Annotated in this window: 15 protein-coding genes and 1 pseudogene; 5 read left to right on the top strand and 11 right to left on the bottom strand. The window is 73.1% G+C overall.

What is annotated here, in order from left to right; all coding sequences use genetic code 11:
- Positions 1-234: 234 nt before the first annotated feature.
- From ACTOQ1_RS01980 to ACTOQ1_RS01960, 5 genes are all read right to left on the bottom strand, one after another.
- Positions 235-1,584 (bottom strand): hypothetical protein, encoded by a 1,350-nt coding sequence (locus tag ACTOQ1_RS01980; RefSeq protein ID WP_440063958.1) that lies wholly within the window; start codon positions 1,582-1,584, stop codon positions 235-237.
- Positions 1,574-2,791, bottom strand: a complete 1,218-nt coding sequence (locus ACTOQ1_RS01975) for a hypothetical protein (protein WP_440063956.1) — start codon at positions 2,789-2,791, stop codon at positions 1,574-1,576. The genes ACTOQ1_RS01980 and ACTOQ1_RS01975 overlap by 11 nt, the downstream gene beginning before the upstream one ends.
- A 154-nt stretch (positions 2,792-2,945) precedes the next feature.
- Positions 2,946-4,574, bottom strand: coding sequence for a SulP family inorganic anion transporter (locus ACTOQ1_RS01970; protein ID WP_440064755.1), 1,629 nt, complete (start codon positions 4,572-4,574; stop codon positions 2,946-2,948).
- 68 nt (positions 4,575-4,642) lie between these two features.
- Positions 4,643-4,984, bottom strand: coding sequence for an ArsR/SmtB family transcription factor (locus tag ACTOQ1_RS01965; protein WP_440063955.1), 342 nt, complete (start codon positions 4,982-4,984; stop codon positions 4,643-4,645).
- The gene (locus ACTOQ1_RS01960) at positions 4,984-5,184 is read right to left on the bottom strand and encodes a hypothetical protein (protein ID WP_440063954.1); all 201 of its coding nucleotides are present in this window, start codon (positions 5,182-5,184) and stop codon (positions 4,984-4,986) included. Before ACTOQ1_RS01960 ends, ACTOQ1_RS01965 begins: the two co-directional genes overlap by 1 nt.
- A 359-nt stretch (positions 5,185-5,543) precedes the next feature.
- On the opposite strand from ACTOQ1_RS01960, the gene ACTOQ1_RS01955 reads away from it, so the two are divergent.
- The 3 genes from ACTOQ1_RS01955 (at position 5,544) to ACTOQ1_RS01945 (ending at position 7,982) form a co-directional block, all read left to right on the top strand.
- Positions 5,544-6,398: a helix-turn-helix domain-containing protein gene (locus ACTOQ1_RS01955; RefSeq protein ID WP_440063953.1), complete on the top strand. Its 855-nt coding sequence runs from the start codon at positions 5,544-5,546 to the stop codon at positions 6,396-6,398.
- A gap of 126 nt (positions 6,399-6,524) precedes the next feature.
- Positions 6,525-6,908, top strand: coding sequence for a hypothetical protein (locus tag ACTOQ1_RS01950; RefSeq protein ID WP_440063952.1), 384 nt, complete (start codon positions 6,525-6,527; stop codon positions 6,906-6,908).
- Positions 6,909-7,325: 417 nt separating this feature from the next.
- The gene (locus tag ACTOQ1_RS01945) at positions 7,326-7,982 is read left to right on the top strand and encodes a response regulator transcription factor (RefSeq protein ID WP_362692920.1); all 657 of its coding nucleotides are present in this window, start codon (positions 7,326-7,328) and stop codon (positions 7,980-7,982) included.
- Here ACTOQ1_RS01945 and ACTOQ1_RS01940 read toward each other — a convergent pair.
- From ACTOQ1_RS01940 to ACTOQ1_RS01930, 3 genes are all read right to left on the bottom strand, one after another.
- Positions 7,975-9,615, bottom strand: a complete 1,641-nt coding sequence (locus tag ACTOQ1_RS01940) for a carboxylesterase/lipase family protein (RefSeq protein WP_440063950.1) — start codon at positions 9,613-9,615, stop codon at positions 7,975-7,977. The genes ACTOQ1_RS01945 and ACTOQ1_RS01940 overlap by 8 nt on opposite strands.
- Positions 9,616-9,709: 94 nt before the next feature.
- A complete protein-coding gene (rph, locus tag ACTOQ1_RS01935; protein ID WP_440064754.1) occupies positions 9,710-12,307 on the bottom strand; it encodes a rifamycin-inactivating phosphotransferase in 2,598 nt (865 codons plus the stop codon).
- Positions 12,308-12,697: 390 nt separating this feature from the next.
- Positions 12,698-13,363 carry a DUF4097 family beta strand repeat-containing protein gene (locus ACTOQ1_RS01930; protein ID WP_440063949.1) on the bottom strand — a complete coding sequence of 222 codons (666 nt, stop codon included), beginning with the start codon at positions 13,361-13,363 and terminating at the stop codon, positions 12,698-12,700.
- Between the two features lie 238 nt (positions 13,364-13,601).
- Here ACTOQ1_RS01930 and ACTOQ1_RS01925 point away from each other — a divergent pair.
- Both ACTOQ1_RS01925 and ACTOQ1_RS01920 read left to right on the top strand, forming a co-directional pair.
- Positions 13,602-14,340, top strand: a pseudogene (locus tag ACTOQ1_RS01925) (helix-turn-helix domain-containing protein).
- Positions 14,341-14,636: 296 nt separating this feature from the next.
- Positions 14,637-15,074, top strand: a complete 438-nt coding sequence (locus ACTOQ1_RS01920; protein WP_440063947.1) for a hypothetical protein — start codon at positions 14,637-14,639, stop codon at positions 15,072-15,074.
- 174 nt (positions 15,075-15,248) lie between these two features.
- Here the strand turns inward: ACTOQ1_RS01920 and ACTOQ1_RS01915 are convergent, their stop codons facing one another.
- The 3 genes from ACTOQ1_RS01915 to ACTOQ1_RS01905 are packed head-to-tail and all read right to left on the bottom strand — an operon-like array spanning position 15,249 to position 20,915.
- A complete protein-coding gene (locus ACTOQ1_RS01915) occupies positions 15,249-17,243 on the bottom strand; it encodes a prolyl oligopeptidase family serine peptidase (protein ID WP_440063946.1) in 1,995 nt (664 codons plus the stop codon).
- Positions 17,244-17,298: 55 nt separating this feature from the next.
- Positions 17,299-19,032, bottom strand: coding sequence for an ATP-binding cassette domain-containing protein (locus tag ACTOQ1_RS01910; protein WP_440063945.1), 1,734 nt, complete (start codon positions 19,030-19,032; stop codon positions 17,299-17,301).
- Entirely contained in the window at positions 19,029-20,915 is a 1,887-nt protein-coding gene (locus ACTOQ1_RS01905) for an ABC transporter ATP-binding protein (protein ID WP_440063944.1), read from the bottom strand. The genes ACTOQ1_RS01910 and ACTOQ1_RS01905 overlap by 4 nt, the downstream gene beginning before the upstream one ends.
- Positions 20,916-21,059: the final 144 nt, after the last annotated feature.

The raw sequence follows: 21,059 nt of genomic DNA, 5'->3' as shown, positions 1-21,059 counted from the left end.
TCCGTGGCCCTGGCTCGGCTCCCGCGTGAGCTCTTCTCGGCCTGGCTCCGCTGGTCGGTCAACCCCGTCGTTCCTTTCTTCCATCCTGCTTCCGGCGCCTGGAGCGCCGGGTCTCCGGCACCCGCCCCGGGGTCCGCTCATCGTGAGCGAGGGCCTCTTCGCGTCCGCTCGGCACCGGGCCCACCGGGGTCTTTGGCGCCACGCCTTCGCGAGGGGCGGTCTTTCCTGACCCGTTCACCGCCGGTTGGCCCGTACGGCCGCCGCCAGCGGGGTGTGCGGTCCCGCGGCGAGGATCAGCTCCTCCTGCAGGCGGCGCCTGGCCTGCGGGGTCAGCCGGTGGAACTGCGGCCCCGGCACGTAACCCCCGGCCTCCTCGCCCGCCTTCACCTGGGTCACCAGGCCCGCGTGGCGCAGGACGCGCAGCGCGGCGTCCAGCTCACCGATCGGCAGCCTGGTGTGCCGCCGGAGCTCGTCGACCTGGGCGGGGAACGGCGAGAGCCAGCTGTCGGCGGGCAGCAGGCCGTCGGCCCGCGGGATCGCCACCGAGTGGATCAGCACGAGCACCAGAACCGCCCGCTCGGACTCACCCAGAGCCGAGCCCGCTCCCGAGGTGGCACCCGTCCCCGGGACCGTTCCCGCTTCCGAGACCGTTCCCGGCGCCGGGCCCGATCCCGCCCCCGAGCCCGCCCCCGGCCCAGCGGGCACGCCCCCTCCCGCGAGCGTCTCGGCCGCGTAGCCCGAGGTCCACGCGTCGCGGTCGTGGACGAGGACCCGGCCGCGGCGCTCCAGCATCTCGGCGAGCGCACGGCGCAGCACCGGGTCGCGCAACGCGGGAAAACGGGCCTCGTGCACCGGCTCGGCCGCGTGCTCCACCGTCATGAAGGCCGCCACGACCTCGGCCCTGCGCCGCTCGTCGAACGGGCCGAGCAGATCCTCGTCCACCTCCTCGGGAACCGTGACACCGGCCCCCGCCTCCGCGCCGTCAAGGACGCCCTCGGCGACCGGGAGCACCTCCGGGCCGCCCGGAACCTCCTCACCGGCGGGCAGCCGGCGCATCAGCTCCCGCAACTGGGCGTGCGACGCGGCGGGCCAGGAGGCGCACCGGGGGCCGAGCCGTACGAGACCGCCGGTGACCTCCAGCCAGGCTGAGTCGTGCAGGCGGCGCAGCGCGCCGACCGCCCAGTTGCGCATGAGGTCGTCGCCGCGCCCGATCAGCGCCCGGTACGCCGACAGCACGTCGTCCACCGTGGCCGCGGTGCCGGGCCAGGGGTCGGCGGACAGGTCCGTCCAGCAACACCGCAGCGCCGCGGCCAGCACCCGCCGGGTCTCCCCGGATCGTTCCACCGCCATCGGCGCGACCTGGTATTCCTCCAGGAGCGACGGGGTCGCCCCGTCGGGCCAGACCGGCAACGCCAGGCCCGTCCCGTCGCCGCGCCCCAGCCGTGCCATCCCGGCGGGAGCCGCCTCTCCGGCTCCGAGCGGGAGGGGACCGCCCGCCCTGGCGCGGACGTGCGCCGTCCGGGACGGCTCGGTGCCGGCCGCCGGGGCCGTCGCGGCCGGTGTGCGTCGCGGATCAGCCGTCACCGCCGGTCCTTTCGAGGTGGCCGTGGGAGAGCCAGGCGGGCTCGCCGCCGGGGTCGGCGGTGAGCCCGTCGGACCAGCGCAGGCGGTAGGGGGAGTCGGGACGCAGGTCGGCGGAGACGAGGTCGGCCAGCAGCCGGCGGGCGGAGACCCACTCGCCGTCGGCGGTGAGCAGCTCCTCCAGCCGGACGGTGGAGCGCCCGGCGAGCGCGGCCTCGGCCACCGCGGTCAGGTGGTCGAGGCCGTCGGTGCCGGGATCGTGGGTGCCGGCGGGGCCGGGGTCGGGCAGGGCCGAGCGCGGGGGAGTGGGCTGGGCGGGTGCCGGGCGGGGGCTCTCGTCCACGGCCCTGACGATCGCCGCCGGGTCGTGCCAGGGGGCGGGGGCGTCGAAGACGAACCCGTCGAGCACCGCGGCCAGGCGCTCCCTGCTCGCGGTCTGCGCGAAGGTGCGCCAGGTCTCCGCGGGGAGCAGCGTCAGGTTCCTCGTCGTGCCCGCGGAGTCGGCCAGACGCCCGGCGGCGCGGCGCGAGGCGTCGCTGTAGGAGTAGATCGCGGCGCGCAGCTCGGTGCAGGTGCGGTCGAGGTCGGGCCAGCGGGTGAGGATGGTGCCGTGCAGGCTCTGCGCCCGCCGGGCGATCTCCTCGGTGCCCCACAGCTTGGGCGCCTGCTCGCGCAGCTCCTCGATGGTGCCGCCGGTCAGGGTGATCAGCTCCAGCGCCCACAGCCGGAAGGCGCGCGACAGGTTCTGCGCGCTGGCGCGGGCCTCCTCCATCGTCGTGCGGGGATCGGCCACGTTGAGGTCTTCGAGCGCGAGCAGGCGGTGCATCTCCGACTGGCCGCCGTCGTCCATCATCCGGCGGATGAACATCAGCCCCACCACGCTGGTGAACGACGCGCGGTAGCGGAGCTGGTTGGGCTTGGGGAACACCTCGCGGATCGCGCCGAGACCGCGCAGGACCCGGAGCCGGTTCTCGAACCGGTCGAGCGGGTAGGCCCGGCAGACGTGGCGCATCTGCTCGTGGGTCAGCCACTCCTCGCCCGCCTCGGCGAACGCCGCGAACAGCGTCTCGGCGATGTCGACCAGCGCGGGGTCGTCCACCACCGCGCCGCTGTCGCGGGCGAGCGCCGCGAACATGCGGCGGTAGGTCGAGAGCACGGCCTCCTCGGTGAGGGCCGAGTCGAGCGTGATCTCGTGGTTCGTCTCTGGCACGCGCCCTACCGTAAGGCTTGCGCCCGACAATCCTGACCCGGACCGCCGAGAAGTGGACGTGCCCTACGGGCGGACACGGCTGAACACGGGCCGCCCGGCCCGGCGCCGGCTGCCCGCTCGGGCCTCCCGCGGTCGTGACCACTCAGGCCGGACGTCAGGGGGCGGTGGCGGTCGCGGGCAGGACTCCGGCCTGCCGGAGCCGGTCGCGGGCGGCCTCGATGGCCTCGGGGGTGGTGGCGAAGACACGGCCGGCCCGGTCGAGGTGGGCGATGACGCCAAGGGCGTGCAGGGGCTGGTGGTGGCCCTGGCGGATACCGGAGACGTAGACGGTGATGCCACGGCGTTGCAGCCGCTCTATGGCGTCGCCGAGGACCAGGGCGCCGCTGGCGTCGATGGTGGTGACGCGGGACATGCGCAGGATCACCACGGAGACGGCGGCGACCTCGGACAGCTCCAGCAGGAAACGGTGGGCCGCGGCGAAGAACAGCGGCCCGTCCAGGCGGTAGGCGACGATGTGCTCGGCGAGCAGGGCGTGTTCCTGCTCGCTGTGGTCGCCGGGCAGCTCAGGATGGATCGGCGTCATGTCCAGGCGGACGTCGCGCGCGATGGAGCGCAACGCCAGCGCACCGGCCACGATCAGGCCGAGGATGACGGCCTGGACCAGGTCGAGCGCCAAGGTGGCGACCGCGGTCAGTACCAGGACGACGGCGTCGCCGCGGGTGGAGTGGATCATGGCTTTGACCGAGCCGACCTCCACCATCCGCACCGAGGTGGCCAGCAGCACACCGGCCAGCGCGGCGAGCGGGATCCGGGCGACCAGGTCGGCGGCGAGGAGCACGATCACGGTCAGGATGCCCGCGTGGGCCAGCGCGGCCAGCCGTGACTGGGCGCCGGAGCGGACGTTGACCGCGGTGCGGGCGATGGCACCGGTGGCCGGGACGCCGCCGAACAGCGGGACGACGAGGTTGGCCAGCCCCTGGCCGAACAGTTCCCGGTCGGGGTCGTGCCTGTGGTTGACGCTCATGCCGTCGGCCACGGCGGCCGACAGCAGTGACTCCAGCGCGGCCAGGGCCGCGACGGCGACCGCGGGGGCGAGCAGCGAGCTCAGCGCGCCCACGTCCATGAAGGCCAGCGAGGGAGCGGGCAACCCGGCGGGCAGGTCCCCGATGCGTGCCACCGGCGGATCGGCCAGTTGCGTCAGCAGGGTGGCGGCGGCCACGGCGAGCAGGGAGAAGGGTACGGCGGGCCGCCATCGCGCCCCCAGCAACATCACCGCGGCCACCGTCAGGGCGATGGCCGGGGCCCACCACAGCGGCTGGGCGAGGAAGTCCCGCGCGGCCTGCCAGGCCACGGCGAGGACCTTGTCCCCTTCCGGGGTCGGCACGCCCAGGGCGGCCGGAACCTGCTGCAGGCCGATCACGCAGGCGATGCCGATGGTGAAGCCCTCCACCACGGGGGCCGGCACCAGGGCCATGTACCTGCCCGCGCGGCCCAGCGCCAGCGCGATCAGCAGCAGCCCGGCCAGCACGCCGACCATCAGCACACCGGAGGCGCCGTGAGCGTGCATGATCGGCACCAGCACCACCGTCATCGCCCCGGTCGGGCCGGACACCTGCAGGCTCGAACCGCCGAACAGCGCCGCCAGTACTCCGGCGACCACCGCGGTGGCCAGGCCCGCCGCGGCGCCCATGCCCGAGGAGATGCCGAACCCCAGCGCCAGCGGCAACGCCACGATCGCCACCGTGAGCCCGGCCAGCAGGTCACGGCGGGGACGGCGGCCCATCGCGGCCAGTTCCCCGCCCTCGGGCAGCACACCGCGCAGGCGGGCCCAGCCCGAGGAGAGCAGGGGGATCACGAGGTGCCGGTCTCGGTCTTGATCAGCTCGCTCAGCAGCTCGTGCTGCCCGGTGAGCATCTGCGTCAACAGCCTGCGCGCCGCGCGCAGCAACTCCGCCACATCACCACCGGCCAGGGCGTAGACCACGGTGGAACCGTCGCGGTGCGCGGTGACCATCCCCGAACGGCGTAGCACGGCCAGATGCTGCGACAACCCCGTCGGTTCCACCTCGATGGCGGCCAGCAGGTCCCGCACCGGCATCGGCCCCTCCTGCAGCAGCTCCAGCACCCGGATCCGGACGGGGTGGCCCAGCAGCCGGAACAGCTCCGCCTTGGCCTCGTACAGCGGGACCGACATCACAGAGCGGTCCTCTCACCCGGCCCGGCCTCACCCTGGCCGATCGGCACACCCTGCGTGCGGGCCAATCGCGTCACATGCTCCCACTCCGCTTCGGCCGTCATCAGCTCGCCGACGTCGTCGCCGTGGCGGGCCGCCTCCAGCGCCGCGGCCGCCCTGCGTGCCCTTTCCCTGACCGCGGTAGCGAAAGACCCGTTCACGGCACACCCCTGATCTCGGTCTCGTCCAACGGCACCATCATGTACTCAATTGCGTAAGTTCGCAATTTATGAAACGTAGACAGGATACCGCGGTCACGGTCCCACCGCCTCACCGGCCCGGCTCACCGTCCGGGCCGCCCCGGTGTCATCGCCGGCCCGCCCGGTCGAGTTCGGTCCGTCGGCGAGGTCGGCGAGGTCGGCGAGCGGAGACAGGCCGGGGCCGGGAACGTGGGCGGTTCGGAAAGCGCGATGGGAGCGCGCCCACGATTCTCCGGCAACTATTCGCAACATTTAAGACAGATCGCAACATCCGACGTACGGTCGGAGAACCAACCCCCCGCGGTGACAAGGTGATGGAGATGGCGACCTCCACAGCACGCATCGACGAGGCCAAAGGCATTCTCGCCGCCAGGCTCAGGGCGCTCCGCGCCGACGCCGGGCTGACGGGGCGAGCGCTGGCGGCGAAGACCGGCCTGGACCACACCAAGATCTCCAAGATCGAGAACGCGGTCCAGATGCCCAACCAGGCGGACATCCGTACGTGGTGCGAGGCCTGCGACGCGGACGAGCAGGTGGTCGACCTCATCGCGGCCGCCCAGAACATCGACGCGATGTACACCGACTGGCGCCGCCTGGAGGAGAGCGGCCTCGGCCACGTCCAGCGCTCCTTCCAGCCGCTGTACGACAAGACCCACCAGTTCCGCGTCTGGCAGCATTCGGCCGTGCCCGGCCTGCTCCAGACCGGTGACTACGCCCGGGGCCACCTGCGCGCCATCATCGACTTCCGCGGCATCCCGGACGACATCGAGGCCGCGGTCGCGGCGAGGCTGAAACAGCAGGAGATCCTGCGCAACGGGAGCAAGCGGTTCGCGTTCATCGTCGGGGAGCAGGCGCTCCGCATGCCGCTGGTCGGCCCCGAGCAGATGGCCGCCCAGCTCGACCGGCTGGCGGAGCTGACCTCCGGCACCGCGAACGTGTCCTTCGGCATCGTCCCCGCGACGATCAGGCCGCCGCTCATGCCGCCGGAGAACTTCTGGATATACGACGCCAACCGGGTCCGCGTCGACACCGTTCCCGGCCAGATCCAGCACAAGGCCCCCAGCGACGTGGTCGTGTACGAGAAGGCGTTCCAGGCGCTGAGCGGTGCCGCGGCGTACGGGAAGGAGGCCCGCGACATGCTGCGGGCCGCGGCCGGTGGGTTCCGCGAGAAGTGACGCTCCACGGGGAGGGAAGCCCGCAGGAGGCGAAGATCGGTGAAGGGGATGCTCCGCGAGGGGCGAACGCGCAACATCACGCAACATCGTTGAGGCGGGCACCCGAAGATCCTTACCCTCGCCAGCGTGACCGTTGATCACAGAATCCCCGAAGACCTCGCGCCTCCTCCCGCCGAACTCCGGGCCCGTGAACTGGCGGCCCTGCTGGCCCGATCCCACAACATCCCGGCGGACGTCCACCGCCTGCCGTCCGGAAAGATCGTCATCTCCGTTTACTACGGCCTGGTCGCCCGCCTGGACGACGCCTGCCGCTTCTGGTGGATGGTCCCGGTGCCCGCGGACCGGGACAGGCCGCTGTGGACGAGTGCCACCACCCCGGTGGCGGCGGCGATACGGATAGCCGCTCACTACCGGGAACTGCGGGCCCGCCCGCTGGTCCACCTGATACGCGGCGGCTACCTGCTGACCGACGTCCTGATGGAACACCACGAGGCCGCCGCCCCGATCTGACGGCGCCGGCCGGGCCTGTCATGGTTCGACAGCTCTTGCCGAGCACTTCCTGGTTCGATGGCAGTCGCCGGTGTCGTCCCGGTTACGGACCGCAGCCGGAACCGCCTTCCCGGAGCCCGCCCCCGGCGTCCGGCGAGCACGAGGCCGGGCGCTCCGGAGAGAGGGCCGCGCGGCCCGTCGTGGCCGATGCCCGCGGCCGGTTCGACGGTTTCGCACGGGTCGCGCGGCCCTTTCGAGAGGGCGCCCGCCGGCCACCGGCCCTCATCGGGTGCGCGGTGAAGTCTCCGACCTGCGCGAATCACGGTTCAATGCCCCGTGTTTCGTGTTTAACTCGGACTTGCGGTAGTCACCCGACTTCCTTGGGTAGTGTCCCCGGGCCAGATGAGAGCGCGCGGTGTAGCAAGGGGGAGACGATTCATGATCAGCGTCCTGATCGCCGAGGACATGCATCTCGTCCGGGGAGCCATGGTCGCCCTGCTCTCCACGGAGAGTGACATCAAGGTCGTCGCCGAGGTCGGTCACGGCGACGAGGTGGTCCGCTCCTGCCTGCTCCACCGGCCGGACGTCGCGCTCATCGACATCGGCCTGCCCGGCACCGACGGTCTCACCGCGACGGCGGAGGTGCACCGCAGGCTTCCCGAGTGCGGGACGGTGATCCTGACCGGGCTCGCGACCCCGGCCGCGCTGCGCCGGGCGCTGGACGCCGGGGCGCGCGGCTTCGTCGTCAAGGACGCCCCCGCGGGACAGCTCGCGGGCTGCGTACGCCGGGTGGCCGCCGGTGAGCGGGTCGTCGACCCCGAACTGGCCGTCGCCGCCCTCAACGCGAAGAGAAACCCGCTCACCGCGCGCGAGCTGGAGGTCCTGCAGGCCGCGGCCGAGGGGGCGCCGGTCGGGGAGATCGCCGACCGTCTCTGCCTGTCCGGCGGCACGGTACGCAACTACCTGGCGCGAATCCTCAACAAGGTCGACGCCCGCACGCGGGTCGAGGCGGTGAGGATCGCCAGGGAGGCGGGCTGGCTGTGGTCCCACGACCTGACCGAACCGACCCTGAGCCGCTACCGCTCGCTCAACTGACCGCGCGCCCCGCCCCGCGGCCCCCGGCCGGGGGCTTCGCGGATCCGGCGCCCGGTGCCGGCCAGAAGCCGAGATTGTGGTCGGCGGCGTAGTCGACCGGTTTGATCGCGTCCGGCTCCAGGGACTGGGTGTACGGGACGGGGGCGGCACGGTCGAAGCGCTCCCAGCGGGGCAGCCCCTTTCCGTTGGGATCGCCCGTCCGGGCGAAGTTGGTCCAGTAGGCGATCATCTGGTCGGACAGCCTCCGCTGGGCCGGGGTGAACGTGACCGCCTTCTCGGTGAACAGGTACGGCATGTCGCCCGCGTGGTAGGCGCCCCAGGGAAAGTCCGTCCCCAACGGCAGGAACATCGGGGCCCGGCGGTCGGCGAACTGGTAGGCGTACGTCGGCGCCTTCCCGCTGAGCAGCCCGTTCTGCTCGAAGGTGGCCCTGGCCCACATGCGGTCGGTGATCACGGCGGCCCACGCCAGCCCCGGCGAGCCGTACCGGGCGACCGGATACTCCGCGCGCACCCTCGCCGCGTCCTTGCCGAACGCGGTTCTCAGCAGCCTGCCGTACCGCTCGGCGGTCACCGGCTTTCCCGCCGCGTCGTGGAACAACCCGACGAAGATCCGGTGCTCGTCGCGAGTCGCCCCGGAGATCACCGGAACCCGGTGGAAACGACCTGCCCGCAACTCCGCGGACGGCGGTCCGGGCAGCGTCTCGCCCCCGTAGGCGTATGTCTGGAACATGTTCATGATCTGCGGCACTTCGAGGATCTTCTCCACCGGCAGGGCCCGCAGGCAGCGGAGATCCTCGCAGCCGAGCCGCGGGGCCACGTACGTCCCCATCTTCTCGACCTCCGCCACCGGGCGCCAGGCGTAGGACGGGTAGGCGGGGACGCCCTCACCCATGCTGCCGGCGAGCATGTCCATCATGCCCTCGCCGCTCTGCATGACGGCCCGGTCGAACAGGCCTCCGCCGCCCGGCGAGGTCAGGTGCCCGCTGATGCTCAGCGCGCCCCACGAGACGCCGAACGCCGTCACGTTCGCCGGGTCCCCGCCGAACGCGGCGGCGTTGCGGCGCACCCAGCGCAGAGCCGCCTGCTGGTCCTGCAGGCCGTACGTGCCCGACCCCTCGAGCCCCGGGTACCCGAAGCCCCCGAACACCCCGAGCCGGTAGTTGATCGTGACGACCACCACGTCCCCGCGGGTGGCGATCCGGCGCACATCGCTGAGGTCGCCGGAGCCCAGGGCCCCGTCGCCGTGGATCCACACCATCACCGGCCGGTTCTTCCCCGGAGTGCGCGGCGCCGTCACGTTGAGGAACAGGCAGTCCTCGTCGGAGCCGGTCACCTTCGCGTAGTCGCTTCCCACCTGCGGGCACACGCTGCCAGGCCTGGTGGCCTCCCTGATCCCGCTCCAGGGTCTCACCGGCGCCGGCGAGTTCCACCGCAGCCCGCCCACCGGCGGGGCCGCGTAGGGAATCCCCTGGAAGATCCGGTGCTCGCCCGTCACCGTTCCCCGTACGGCTCCCGCGTCCGTCCGGACCACACTCTCGCCGGTCTTCTCCGGCGCCCGCGCCGCGGGCACGCCCGCGCACGCCGGCACCAGCATCGTCGCCGCCATCGCGGCACTCGTCGCCTTTCGTCTCATGCCCTCCACGCTGTCAACGGACGGGCCGCTCCAGCAGATCCATCGATCCCGAACGCCCCAGGACAAATGTCCTCACCTGAGCCGAGGCGGCGGTTCAGCCGAGGATCTGGACGTACCCGTCGGTCCCGTGAACGCGGATCCGCTGCCCGTCCCGGATCAGCCGGGTGGCCTGCTCCACACCCACGACGGCCGGCAGGCCGTACTCCCGCGCGATCACCGCCCCGTGCGTCATGAGGCCGCCCACCTCCGTCACCAGCCCGGCGACGGTGACGAACAGGGGGGTCCAGCTGGGGTCGGTGTAGGTGGTGACCAGGATGTCACCCGCCTCGAGGTCGGCCCGCGCCATGTCCAGGACGACGCGGGCACGGCCCTCGACGGTCCCGGCCGAGACCGGGAGGCCGGCCAGCGCGCCGGGCGGGGCGTCGTCACGCCGGTACCGGCCGTTGAGGGCCTCACCGTCCGAAGTGAGGACCCGGGGCGGTGTGAGCGCCTCGTACGACCGGAACGCCTCCCGCCTTTCCATGATGAGCCCGGCGTCCACGTCGCCGGTGCGCACGACTTCCCGCAACTCCGCGAACCGGAGGAAGAAGATGTCCTCCTTCTCGCGCAGGGTGCCGGAGCGGACGAGGCGATCGGCCTCCCGCAGCAACGCCTGCTTGTAGGCGAAGTAGCGGCTGACCATGCCGTACTTGGGGTACTCCCGGTATCCGGCGAAGGCGCGGACGCGGTCGATCATCCGCTTGGTCTCCTCGGCCTTCCGCTCCCCGCCGGGCAGGGCGCGCAGTCGCGTCAGAAGTTCCTGTTCCTTCCGCCGCGACTCCAGGCGTCCTTGCTCGAAGTGTCGTTCGCCGGCGCCCGGCTCGAAGTTCCTGACGTTGCCGAGGATGGCGGGCACGAGCGTGGCGGGACGCTCGCTCCAGCGGGTTCTGGTGATGTCGATCTCGCCCGCGCAGCGCATGCCGTACTCGTCGAGGTAGCCCCGGATGGCGTCACGTGCCTCCCGTCCGCCGGCCGGCCCGGCCAGCTCGTCCAGGAAGCCGTCGCCCTCCCGGCCCTCGGCCGCGACGCGGTGCAGGAACGCCACGACCTCCGCGTGCGGCCGGATCGTGTCCGCGACGTCGAGGAGCGCCAGCCCCATCTCGGAGGTGACGTTGTGGGGGACGGATTGGGTGAGCGCGTCGGCCGCGTTCTTCTCGCCCAGCCACGCCTCTAGGTGGTCGTTGAGCCACCAGGCCGCCTCCATCCCCGCCATGATCACTTGATGGCTCCGCGGATCGAACAGGATGCGCCTCAGCTCCGCGATGTCGGCCTCGATGAAGTCGAGCAGCGCCGGCCCGGACAGAGTCCGGATCTCGCTCCGCAGGGTGGCGACGGACGCCTGGCTCTGCCGGATCAGCTGGGTGACAACGGCCGGATCGGTCTCGATCGGGGCGGGTGGGCCACCGGCGGGCGCGGCGACGGAATCCTCGTCCGCGAGCAGGCGGATGAAGTCACCGCGGTCCAGGACGCTCTGCAGCGCGTCCCGGATCAGCGGGTCGGACCTCCCCAGGGTCCCGATGAGGTTCGCGCGACCGGCGGCCGTCGCCAGGACGGGGGCCACGTCGACGAACAGCCGCCCGCCCGCCTCGTGCATCGGCCGCGGGGTCGTCAGCTGCCACACGGAGAGTCCCAGCGGCTTCATCGCGTCGGTCATCATCTGCTGGTGACCGACGGAGACGTAGACATGGTTCTCCTGGTCATCGCTCCCGGGGAGGGGGAACAGGGTGGTGATCGGCCGGCTCTGGACGATGTGGAAGTCATCGCCGGCCAGGCACCATTCGATGTCCTGGGGCCTGCCGAAGTGCGCCTCGACGTGCCGGCCCAGCCGCACCAGGCGCACGACCTGCGCGTCCGTCAGAGCCGGCTGCGTCTGCCGCCGCGGCTCGACCGGCGCGTCATGGGTACCGCCTCCCGGCGCCGCCTGGACGGACCGCGGCTTGGTGGCGACCGCCGTGGTGACGACCTGATCGTCGCGCACCGTGTAGACGTCCCCGGCGACCAGGCCGGAGACGAGCGCCTCGCCGAGCCCCCAACCGGCCTCCACCGTGGCGATCTTCCGGTTCGAGGTCACGGGGTCCGCGGTGAAGAGGATCCCGGCCGCGTCGGGGAACACCATCCGCTGCACGACCACGGCCATCCGTACCTTGCGGTGGTCGAAGCCGTTACGGCGCCGGTAGGTCACCGCCCGCTCGGTGAACAGCGAGGCCCAGCACCTTCGGACGTGGTGGAGGATCGCCGGCAGGCCCACGACGTTCAGGTACGAGTCCTGCTGGCCGGCGAAGGACGCGGTCGGCAGGTCCTCGGCCGTCGCGCTGGAACGCACCGCGTAGGAGGCCCGCTCTCCGAGCCGGGCGAGCGATTCGCCGATCGCCGCCTCGAGATCGTCGGGAATCGCGACGCCTTCGACGGCGCGGCGGACATCGGCGCTCAGGGCGCGGATCGCCGCGCGGTCGTCCGGGTTCACGCGCGACAGCAGGTCGAGCGACGCGTCGACCGACGGCGCCTCGGCCACGATCCGCTGGAAGGCGTCCGTCGTGACGCAGAAGCCGTCCGGCACGCGGACGCCGTCGATTCGCGAGAGCTCGCCCAGTTGCGCCCCCTTTCCGCCGACGTCCGCGATGTTCGTCGAGTCGATCTCCTCGAAACCCAGCACGTAACCCAATTTCGTTGCTCCATTGCTTGTCGGGCCGGTTCGCAACGGGCAGTATGAGGCACTTTCCGGTGTCTCATGAGGCGCGCGGATCTGATAGAAAATGAAAGTGGCGGGGAGTGGCACGCGGCCTGACCCGGCCTCCCTTCACCGGCATCCCGGGCCGCCGTTCACGCTCGGCGGCGGTGATCTCCTGGACACCGGCCGGCGCCCGCACCGAGCCCCCGCGCCGGCCCCCGCGCCCTGCCCCGACCTGCCGCAGGGTGCGGTGGACGTGGACAGGGACGCGTACGCGGATCGCGGGCCCCCCGGGACGGACGGCCGGGCCCTCGGCGACGACCGGCAGGATCTCGATCGCGACGGACCCGGCCGGACGGTCCCGGTTCTGCTCCTTCAGAGGCTGCGGGCGGTGATGTCGCCGTGGGAGGTGGTGGCGCGGATGTCGAGTTCGGTGGTGCCGTTGTTCTTGAGGGCGTTGCTGACGCGGCCGTAGCCGGTGCCGGCGTCCAGGGCGGCCGAGACGCCGGCGGCGGCGGCGACCGAGATGTCGCCGGACTGGGTGCTGAGCACGACCGCGCCGCGCACGGCCTCGGTGATCCGGATGTCGCCCTTCGCGGTGCTGATCTCCGCGGGGCCGCTGAGCCGGCCGACCTCGACGTCGCCGTCGATCGCGGTGAGGCGGACGCTCGCGGCCTCGTCGATCTTGATCTGGCGGTACGCGCCTTCGAAGGCGACGTCACCGAGGCGTCCGACGCCGCGGAGCTCGGCGGCGGCGGCCCTGGCCTCGACGCGGGAGCCGGCGGGCAGCTGGACGGTGATCTCCAGGGATCCGGAGGGGCCGGAGAGCCGGTTGCCGAGGGTCGAGGTCGTGATCCGCAGGACGCCGTCGGCGTAGGCGACGGTGGTCTGCTCGGCGGTCTTGGTGTCGCGGCTCCTGGAGGGGTCGGCGGGCAGGACCTCGACGGTGGTGTCGGCGCGGTCCGCGGCGATGAACTGGACGCGTCCGGCGGGGATGTCCAGGACGGCGGAGATCGGGGCGGGGGTGTCGAACTTCTGCATCGTGCTCTCCCGTGCTCACTCGTTGTTTCTGACATTGGAAACGCTACGTTGCGTTCCTGAATCTGGCAACATGTTTGTTGCATGCAAAGGACATTTTCGCAGTTGAAAGCCCGTAAACTGTTGCAACGATCCTGATTCTAAAGCAACGGAAGATGCTCTGATCATTGCAATGAATGAGAAGTGAACGCTATGGTGAGGGGATCAGGGACCACCACGAAGGATCACCAGGGAGATCGCGATGCCGGGAGGCAGGCTCACCCAGCAGGACCGCTGGCAGATCGCGCTGGCGGCTGGCCGACAGCCTCCCCTACGCCGAGATCGCCCGGCGCCTCGACCGCCCGACCTCGACGATCACGCGTGAGGTGATGCGCAACGGCGGCCCTGCCGCCCACCGCGCCACCGAACGCCGCGCCAACCGGCGCAGGCCCACCTCCTCCCGAGGGCCGGACCCGGTTCCCCAGCCGCACGGACGCGACGCCGAGGCCGTGGCCGAGTACGAGGAGACGTTCACCACCGTCCTCATGGCCTCAGGCCTGACCAAGATGACGGCCCGGGTTCTGACCTGCCTGTTCACCACCGACGCGGGCAGTCTCACCGCGTCCCAGCTCGCTCGGCACCTCCAGGTCAGCCCGGCGTCCATCTCCAAGGCGATCGCCTTCCTGGAGAGCCAGAGCCTCGTCCGCCGGGAACGCGACGAACGTCGCCGCGACCGCTACGCCGTCGACGACGAACTCTTCTACCAGGCGACGATCGCCGGCGCCCGATCCAACGACCTGCTCGTCGAGACCGCACGCCAGGGCGTCGCCGTCCTCGGCCCCCACACCCCCGCCGCCGACCGCCTGGAGAACATCGCCCGCTTCCTCGACTTCATCAGCGAAAGCATCACCCGCGCCGCGGAACAGGCCCGCGAGGTCCTCCACACCAGACCAGGAAGAACCTCGAACGACACCGCCCGGCCAGGTCCGGATCACGGATAGGCAGCCGTCTCGATCGTCACGGCCATGAGACGAGGCCGGCCGCGGACGGCCGCCGATCCAGGAGTGCACACCCTGTCGAAAACGGACACGAACTCCAGGTTTATCGACAGGAGCAGGCCCGATCATGGTCCGCTCGGGCGGCTGTGCCGTAGATCTGGTGGAGGCAAGGAGAGCCACGCGGCCACCGAGGTCGGGGTGCACGCGTGGCGCGAACACACGTCACCACCAGCCGAAACGGAGAGTGCACACGAATGCGAGTCGAAGAGAACTCCCGCGGGCGACGGACGGGAACCGGCATGCGCACCTGGCGGAAACCGTCGAAGCTCGCGGCCGCGGCCGTGATGGCCGGATGCCTCGCGTTGACCGCGACCTCGGCGGCGGTCGCCGACGCGGGCCCGGCCCGGGAGAAGGCCGCGCTCACCTGTGGCGCCGGCGTGTTCCTCGACGGCCTCCGGGCCCTCGCGGTCACCGAGAACGGCCGCGACGAGGTGTTCATCACGAGCGGTGGCACGAAGATCTGGCCGGTGACCGGGCCCTACGTGTCGATGGCCGCGGGCCAGCGGGTCGAGGTCGACAAGTGCGTCCCCGTCGGCGCCCAGCTCCGCCTCATGGAGTACGACGACATCGATCCCGACGACCTCATCGGCGGCGTCACCATCAACCGGGACGCGACCTGGGACTACGAGTTCTGCTGCGGCGATGGCGGCCGGTACCGGCTCGGGGCCGTCCAGTAGCCCGCCCCCCGGCACGGCACCGCCTCCGGCCCGCTTCGGCCGGCCGGAGGCGGCGCGGTGCTCTCGCGGTGTTCCGAGGAGGTCTCGCGAGAGGTGCCGAGCCGGCCCGCCGGACCTCACCCCGCGGACGGCCGTCCGGACGCCGGCCGGTGACCGTGGAGATCTGGGAAGCCCTCACGTGCCGGCCTCCAGGCCGGTGTGGGCGGCCAGGAAGGCGAGCATGTCGGCGGCCAGGTCGACGGCGCGGCCCGCCGAGCGGGAGCCGTGGCCGACGTCGCCCTCGTGGCGCAGCAGGATCGGCCGCGAGCCCGACGTCGCCGCCTGCAGCGCCGCGCACATCTTGCGCGCGTGCATGGGGTCGACCCGGGAGTCGCCGCCGAACGTGGTCAGCAGCGTCGCCGGGTAGTCGACGCCGTCGACGACCCGGTGGTATGGGGAGTAGCCGAGCAGCCAGCCCAGCTGCTCGGGGTCGTCGGCCGAACCGTACTCCGAACGCCACACCGGGCCGAGCCCCGACCGCTCGTACCTGACCATGTCGAGCAGCGGCGCCGAGCAGACGGCGGCGGCGAACAGGTCGGGGCGCTGCGTCAGCGCGGCGCCCACCAGCAGCCCGCCGTTCGACTCGCCGCACGCGCCCAGCCGTGCGGGGGTGGTCCAGCCGTCCGAGACGAGTTTCTCGGCCGCCGCGGCGAAGTCGTCGAAGACGTTCTGCTTGCGCTCCAGCATGCCGTCGCGGTGCCAGGCCGCCCCCTCCTCGCCGCCGCCGCGCAGCTGGGCGAGGGCGAAGACCCCGCCCGCCTCGACCCAGGGCAGGATGTAGCTGGAGTACGACGGCGCGAGCGAGAGCCCGAACCCGCCGTAGCCGTACAGGATCGTGGGCCTGGGGCCCGAGCCGGGGCGGGCCAGCACGACCATCCGCACCGGCGTGCCGTCCGCGGAGGCGCAGACCACCTGGCGGGCCTCGAGCTCTGGCACCTCCACGGCGCCGGGCGCGGCGCTCCACAGCGACGTCCGCCCGGTGCGCGCGTCGTAGTGGTGCACCCCCGCGGGCGTGACGCTGTCGGTGTAGGTGAACCAGACCTCGTGGCCGCCCTCGGGGCGGGTGGTCATCCCCCCGGCGGAACCGAGGCCGGGCAGCGGCACCGAACCGCGCCGTCTCCCGGTCGCCAGGTCGTGGACGCTGATCTCGCCGACCGCGTGCCGGGTCCAGCCGACGAGGAGCGTCTGCCCGGCGATCGCGAACTCACCGATCACCGCCTCCGGATCCTCCTCGACCAGGCCGACCCAGTGCTCGGGGCCCGGCCGCGCCGGGTCGGCCACGCACAATCGCCCCCGTGGCGCGTCCAGGGTGGTGAGCAGGTACAGGCGCCCGTCGCGGCCGACGGCGGGCGCCGTCACCGCGCCCGCCCCCCGCTGGATCACCCGCAGGTCGGGGCGCTCGGGGGAGGAGGACGACAGGTCGGCCAGCCAGAGGTCGTTGCCGCCGCCCGCCGTCGCCGAGACCGTCAGCCAGCGGCCGTTGTAGCTGATCCCCAGCCCGTACGAGCGCTCCTCACCCATGATCACGGCGTCGTCCTCGGCGGGGGCGCCGAGCCGATGCAGGCATACCTGGCGGGAACGGACGTAGAAGAACGCCTTCCCGTCGGGCAGCCACGCCACGGGCGCGTACCGGCAGCGGTCGATCGGGCCGTCCACCGTCCGGCGGGTGGCGACGTCCATGACCCGCAGTTCCGACCGCTCGTCCCCGCTCCTGGACAGCTGGTACGCCACCAGCCTTCCGTCCAGGTCGGGCTGCCAGTGGTCGAGCGTGGTCAGCCCGCTCGGGTCGAGCTCCATCGGGTCGAGCAGCGTCTCCTCCACCCCGTCGGGGCCGGTGCGGTAGAGGACCGCGTGCTCCTGGGAGGCCGTACGGCGCAGGAAGAACCGGCTGCCGCCGCGCCACATCGGCGTGCCCACCGTCCCGGCCCCGGTCAGCGCGGCCACCCGCGAGTGCCACAGGTGGCGGCCCGGCAGCGTGCCCGCGTGCTCGCGCCAGAGCTCCTCCTGGGCGGCCGTCCAGCTCCGGGTCTCCGGGCTGTCGGGATCCTCCAGCCACCGGTACGGGTCGGGCACGGCGTGGCCGTGGAGGTGGTCGACGACCGGTTGCCGCTCGGCGGGAGGGTAGATCATCGGCTTCCTCCGATGTGGAGATCTCGGGCTCTGGACGGGAAACGCGGTGAGGACGTCACGGCACCAGCTCCTGCGCGCTCGACGGGTTCCACTGCCCGGCCAGGTCGGCGTAGAGCGGGGAGGCGGCGAGCATCTCCTCGTGCGTGCCCAGCCGGACGCTGGTGCCGTCCATGACGAGGACCCGCCGGGCCCGCAGGGCGGAGGTCAGCCGGTGGGCGATGACGAGCAGCGTGCCGCCCCGGCGGGCGAACGCCTCCTCGGCGCGGGCCTCGGCCGCCGGGTCCAGGTGACACGTCGCCTCGTCGAGGATCACCAGCCGGGCCGGGGCGAGATAGGCGCGGGCCAGGGCGACCAGTTGCCGCTCGGCGGGCGACAGCAGCCCCGAGTGGATCTCGGTGGAGTAGCCGCCCAGCCGCGCCACCAGGTTCGTCAGGCCGACCGCGGCCACCGCGTCGTCCACCGCCTCCGGCGAGGCGGCGGCCAGGTAGGTCAGGTTCTCCAGCAGGGAGCCGCGGAAGACGTACGCCTCCTGCGGGATCAGCACCCGGTCGGCGGGGTCGAGCCGGTCGGCGGGCACCCCGCACACCAGGACCTGGCCCGTCCCCGGCGCGAGCACCCCGGTCAAGAGCGCGGCGAGCGTGGACTTGCCGATGCCGCTGGGGCCCACGACCGCGATGTGGTCCCCCTCGGGGACCGACAGGTCCAGGCCGTCGATCACCGGCTCCGCGTGCGGGCCGTACGCGAACGTCACGCCGCGCAGCTCGGCCGCCCCCGCCCCGCCGTCGCCGCCGTCCCGTGCCGCGATCCGCCCGCGCGCCCGTACGGGCGGGTCGCCGTCGCGCAGCAGCCGGCCGAGCGCCACCCGCAGCCGGACCCCGTTGATGCCCAGCCCCTCCACGAGGTTGCCGAGCGCGGGCGTCAGCGACTGCGTGACGTAGGCCAGGGCGCCCAGGATCACCCCGGCGCCCGCGCCCTCACCCACCAGCCAGGGGGTCCCGGCCAGCACCAGCAGGACCGGCAGCCAGCCGCCCACCGCCAGCGACAGCGTGCGCAGCGCGGTCACCCGCGCCAGCGACCGGGCCGCGCGGGCCTGCTCTGCCACCCGCAGGCCGACGTCGCCCGCCACCCGCTCCTCGGCCCGGCAGGCGGTGATGTCGCGCAGCCCGCCCACCATGGTGGCCAGCGACCCGGCGGTGCGCTCGTCGGCCAGGATGAAGTCCCGCTGCCGCCTGGCCAGGGCGCGCAGCGACAGCAGGAAGATGACGAGACCGGCGACGAAGGGGGGCAGCACCAGCGCGAGCACCTCGGGCACGAGGGTCGCCAGCCCGAGCATGACGCTCACCACGGTGAACGCGAACGACCTGACCACCGTGATGACCGAGGCGAAGGCGTCGCGGGCCAGCTCGACCTGCAGGTTGGAGCGGGCCACCGCGGCCGCTCCCGGTCCCCGTCCGGACATGACCGAGTGGCGCAGCGCGTCGTCGACGACGTGCGCGAGGAGTTCCTCGCGGAACGGCTCCACGATCGCGGCGACGGCCATCACCACCTGCCGCGCGCCGACCGCGGCCAGCAGCCACACGCCGCCGAGCAGCGCCAGCCAGGCGAACCCGGTCGCGGGGCGTCCCGCGCCGAAGCCGTCGTCGATCGCCCGCGCGATGGCCAGGCCGATGACCAGGGAGGGCGCCGTCTCCGCGACGGACCAGCCCGCGAGCCTGACCAGCTGGTACGGGTCCCTCCTGAGCGCCCGCCGGAGGGGTCTGTTGACGACGTGCCCGTTCGGAGGGCTCACGACGTGCCCGCCCGGAAGGAGGCGCCCGCCTGGAACGACGCGCCCGCCGGGGAGGAGACGCCAGACGGGAAGGACGCGTCGTCCGCGGAGGACGTGTCCGCCTGGAAGACGGCGCGGTAGGCCGGGTCGGCCCACAGTGCCCGGTGCCCGCCGCACGCGCGCACCCGGCCGTCGTCCAGCCAGATCACCCGGTCGGCCGCCGCGGCGGTCGCCACCCGGTGGGTCACGATCAGGCGCGTGCGGTCGCGCAGCTCCCTGGAGAGCGCGCGGGCGACCTGGCGCTCGGTGACGGTGTCCAGGCTGGAGGTGGCGTCGTCCAGGACGAGCAGGCGCCATCCCTGCGCGAAGGCGCGGGCCAGGCCGAGCCTCTGCCGCTCACCGCCGGACATGGGCGCCTCCTCCAGCGGCGTGTCGTACCCCAGGGGAAGCCGCCGGACGAAGGCGTCGGCGCGGGCCGCCCGCGCCGCCGCCCGCACGACCTCGTCCCTCCCGTCCGTCCGGCCGTCCCGGTCGTCGTGCCGGTGGCCGGACCCGGTGCCGGTACGGGTGCCGCGACGGCCGCGGCCGGAGGCGCCGTGGCGGCCGGTGCCGGGGGTGGCGGCGGGAGCGTCGAGTCCCAGGGCGACGGCGGCGCCGACGGTGTCGCCGAGCAGCGCTGGGCGCTCGAAGGCGTATCCGACGGCATGGCGCAGCGCCTCGCGGGATAGGTCGGGCAACGGCACGCCGTCGAGGAGGACCGTGCCGTGCCGCGGGTCCACCAGCCGCCCGGCGACCGCGGCGAGCAGGGACTTGCCCGCCCCCGAGCGGCCGACCACGGCCACCGCCTGCCCGCCGGGGATGACGAGATCGACGTCGCGCAGGCCGCCCGCGTCGACGCCGCGAAGCTCGAGCGTGCCGGGACCGGGAGGCAGCGGGCGCGTGCCGTAGGCTCGCGGGCTCTCGGCGGTCAGCTCCTCCACCCTGGCCGCGGCGGCCCGCGCCCTGGCCAGGCGGCTGACGTAGCCCAGCGCCGAGCCGAGACCGGCGCCGAGCACGACGTAGCGGGCGGCGGCGTACAGCTCTCCGGCCGTGAGGTCGCCGGCGGCCAGGCGCAGCCCGCCCACCCCGAGCACGGCCACCTCCAGCAGCGGGACCACCGCTCCCGCCTGCACACCGGCCCGCGCGTTGGCCCGCCACATGTCCATGGCGTGCCCGCGCAGCCGGGGCAGGGCGGTGAGCACCCGCGCCCGCTCCTGGTCGGCGGTGCCGGCCGCGGCGATCGTACGGGCCCCGGCGAGGGCGTCGACCAGGCGGGCGGCGATGTCGCTCTGCGCCGCCTGGTAGTCGCCCGCGATGGAGGTGCTCACGGTGAGGAAGGCCCGCAGGACGAGCGCGATGAGGACGAGCCCGGCGACCAGCGTCACGGTCAGCAGGGGGTCGATGAGGGTGAGGGCCACCACGCCGCCCGCGGTGGGGATGACCAGCGCGGCCCCGGTGACGATCGACTCGGGGGCGCGCCCGATCTCCTCGGTGTTCAGGCCCATCCGGGTGACCAGGTCCCCCTCGGGGAACCGGCGGGTGATCACCGGCCCGACACCGAGCACGTTCCGTACGACCCGGTTCCTGAGCCAGGCCGAGGAGCGCGCGCCGCTCGATCCGGCGGCCCAGACGCCGAGGGTGTCGCAGAGCACGGCCAGGATCACGGCGGCGGCGCAGGCACCGAGCCAGGTCGCCGCGCCGGTGCCGCCACCCGTACCGGCCACGAGCTCGTCGACCGTCCTGCCCAGAATGAACGGGAGCGCGAGCTGCGCGAACGCGCCCAGGACGGAGGTGACCGCGAGGACGGCCAGCCAGGGTCCGCTACGCCGCACGGTCTCGGCCACCAGCCGGTCCGCTGCCCGCACGTTGGCTCCTCCCCGAACCTTCCCGACTTACCGAACTTCCCCGACTTCGTGAACTTCCCCGACTTCCCCGATGTGCCCGACGCCCCGAACGTCCTCGACGTCGCGGACCTCCCCGGTCTCCCGGCGTCCGCAGCGTCCTCAGCG

The sequence above is a fragment of the Streptosporangium sp. OZ121 genome, assembly GCF_051918885.1.
Lineage (GTDB): Bacteria > Actinomycetota > Actinomycetes > Streptosporangiales > Streptosporangiaceae > Streptosporangium.
The sequence above is the reverse complement of the archived record's forward strand: the minus strand, read 5'-3'. Positions and strand labels throughout refer to the sequence as shown.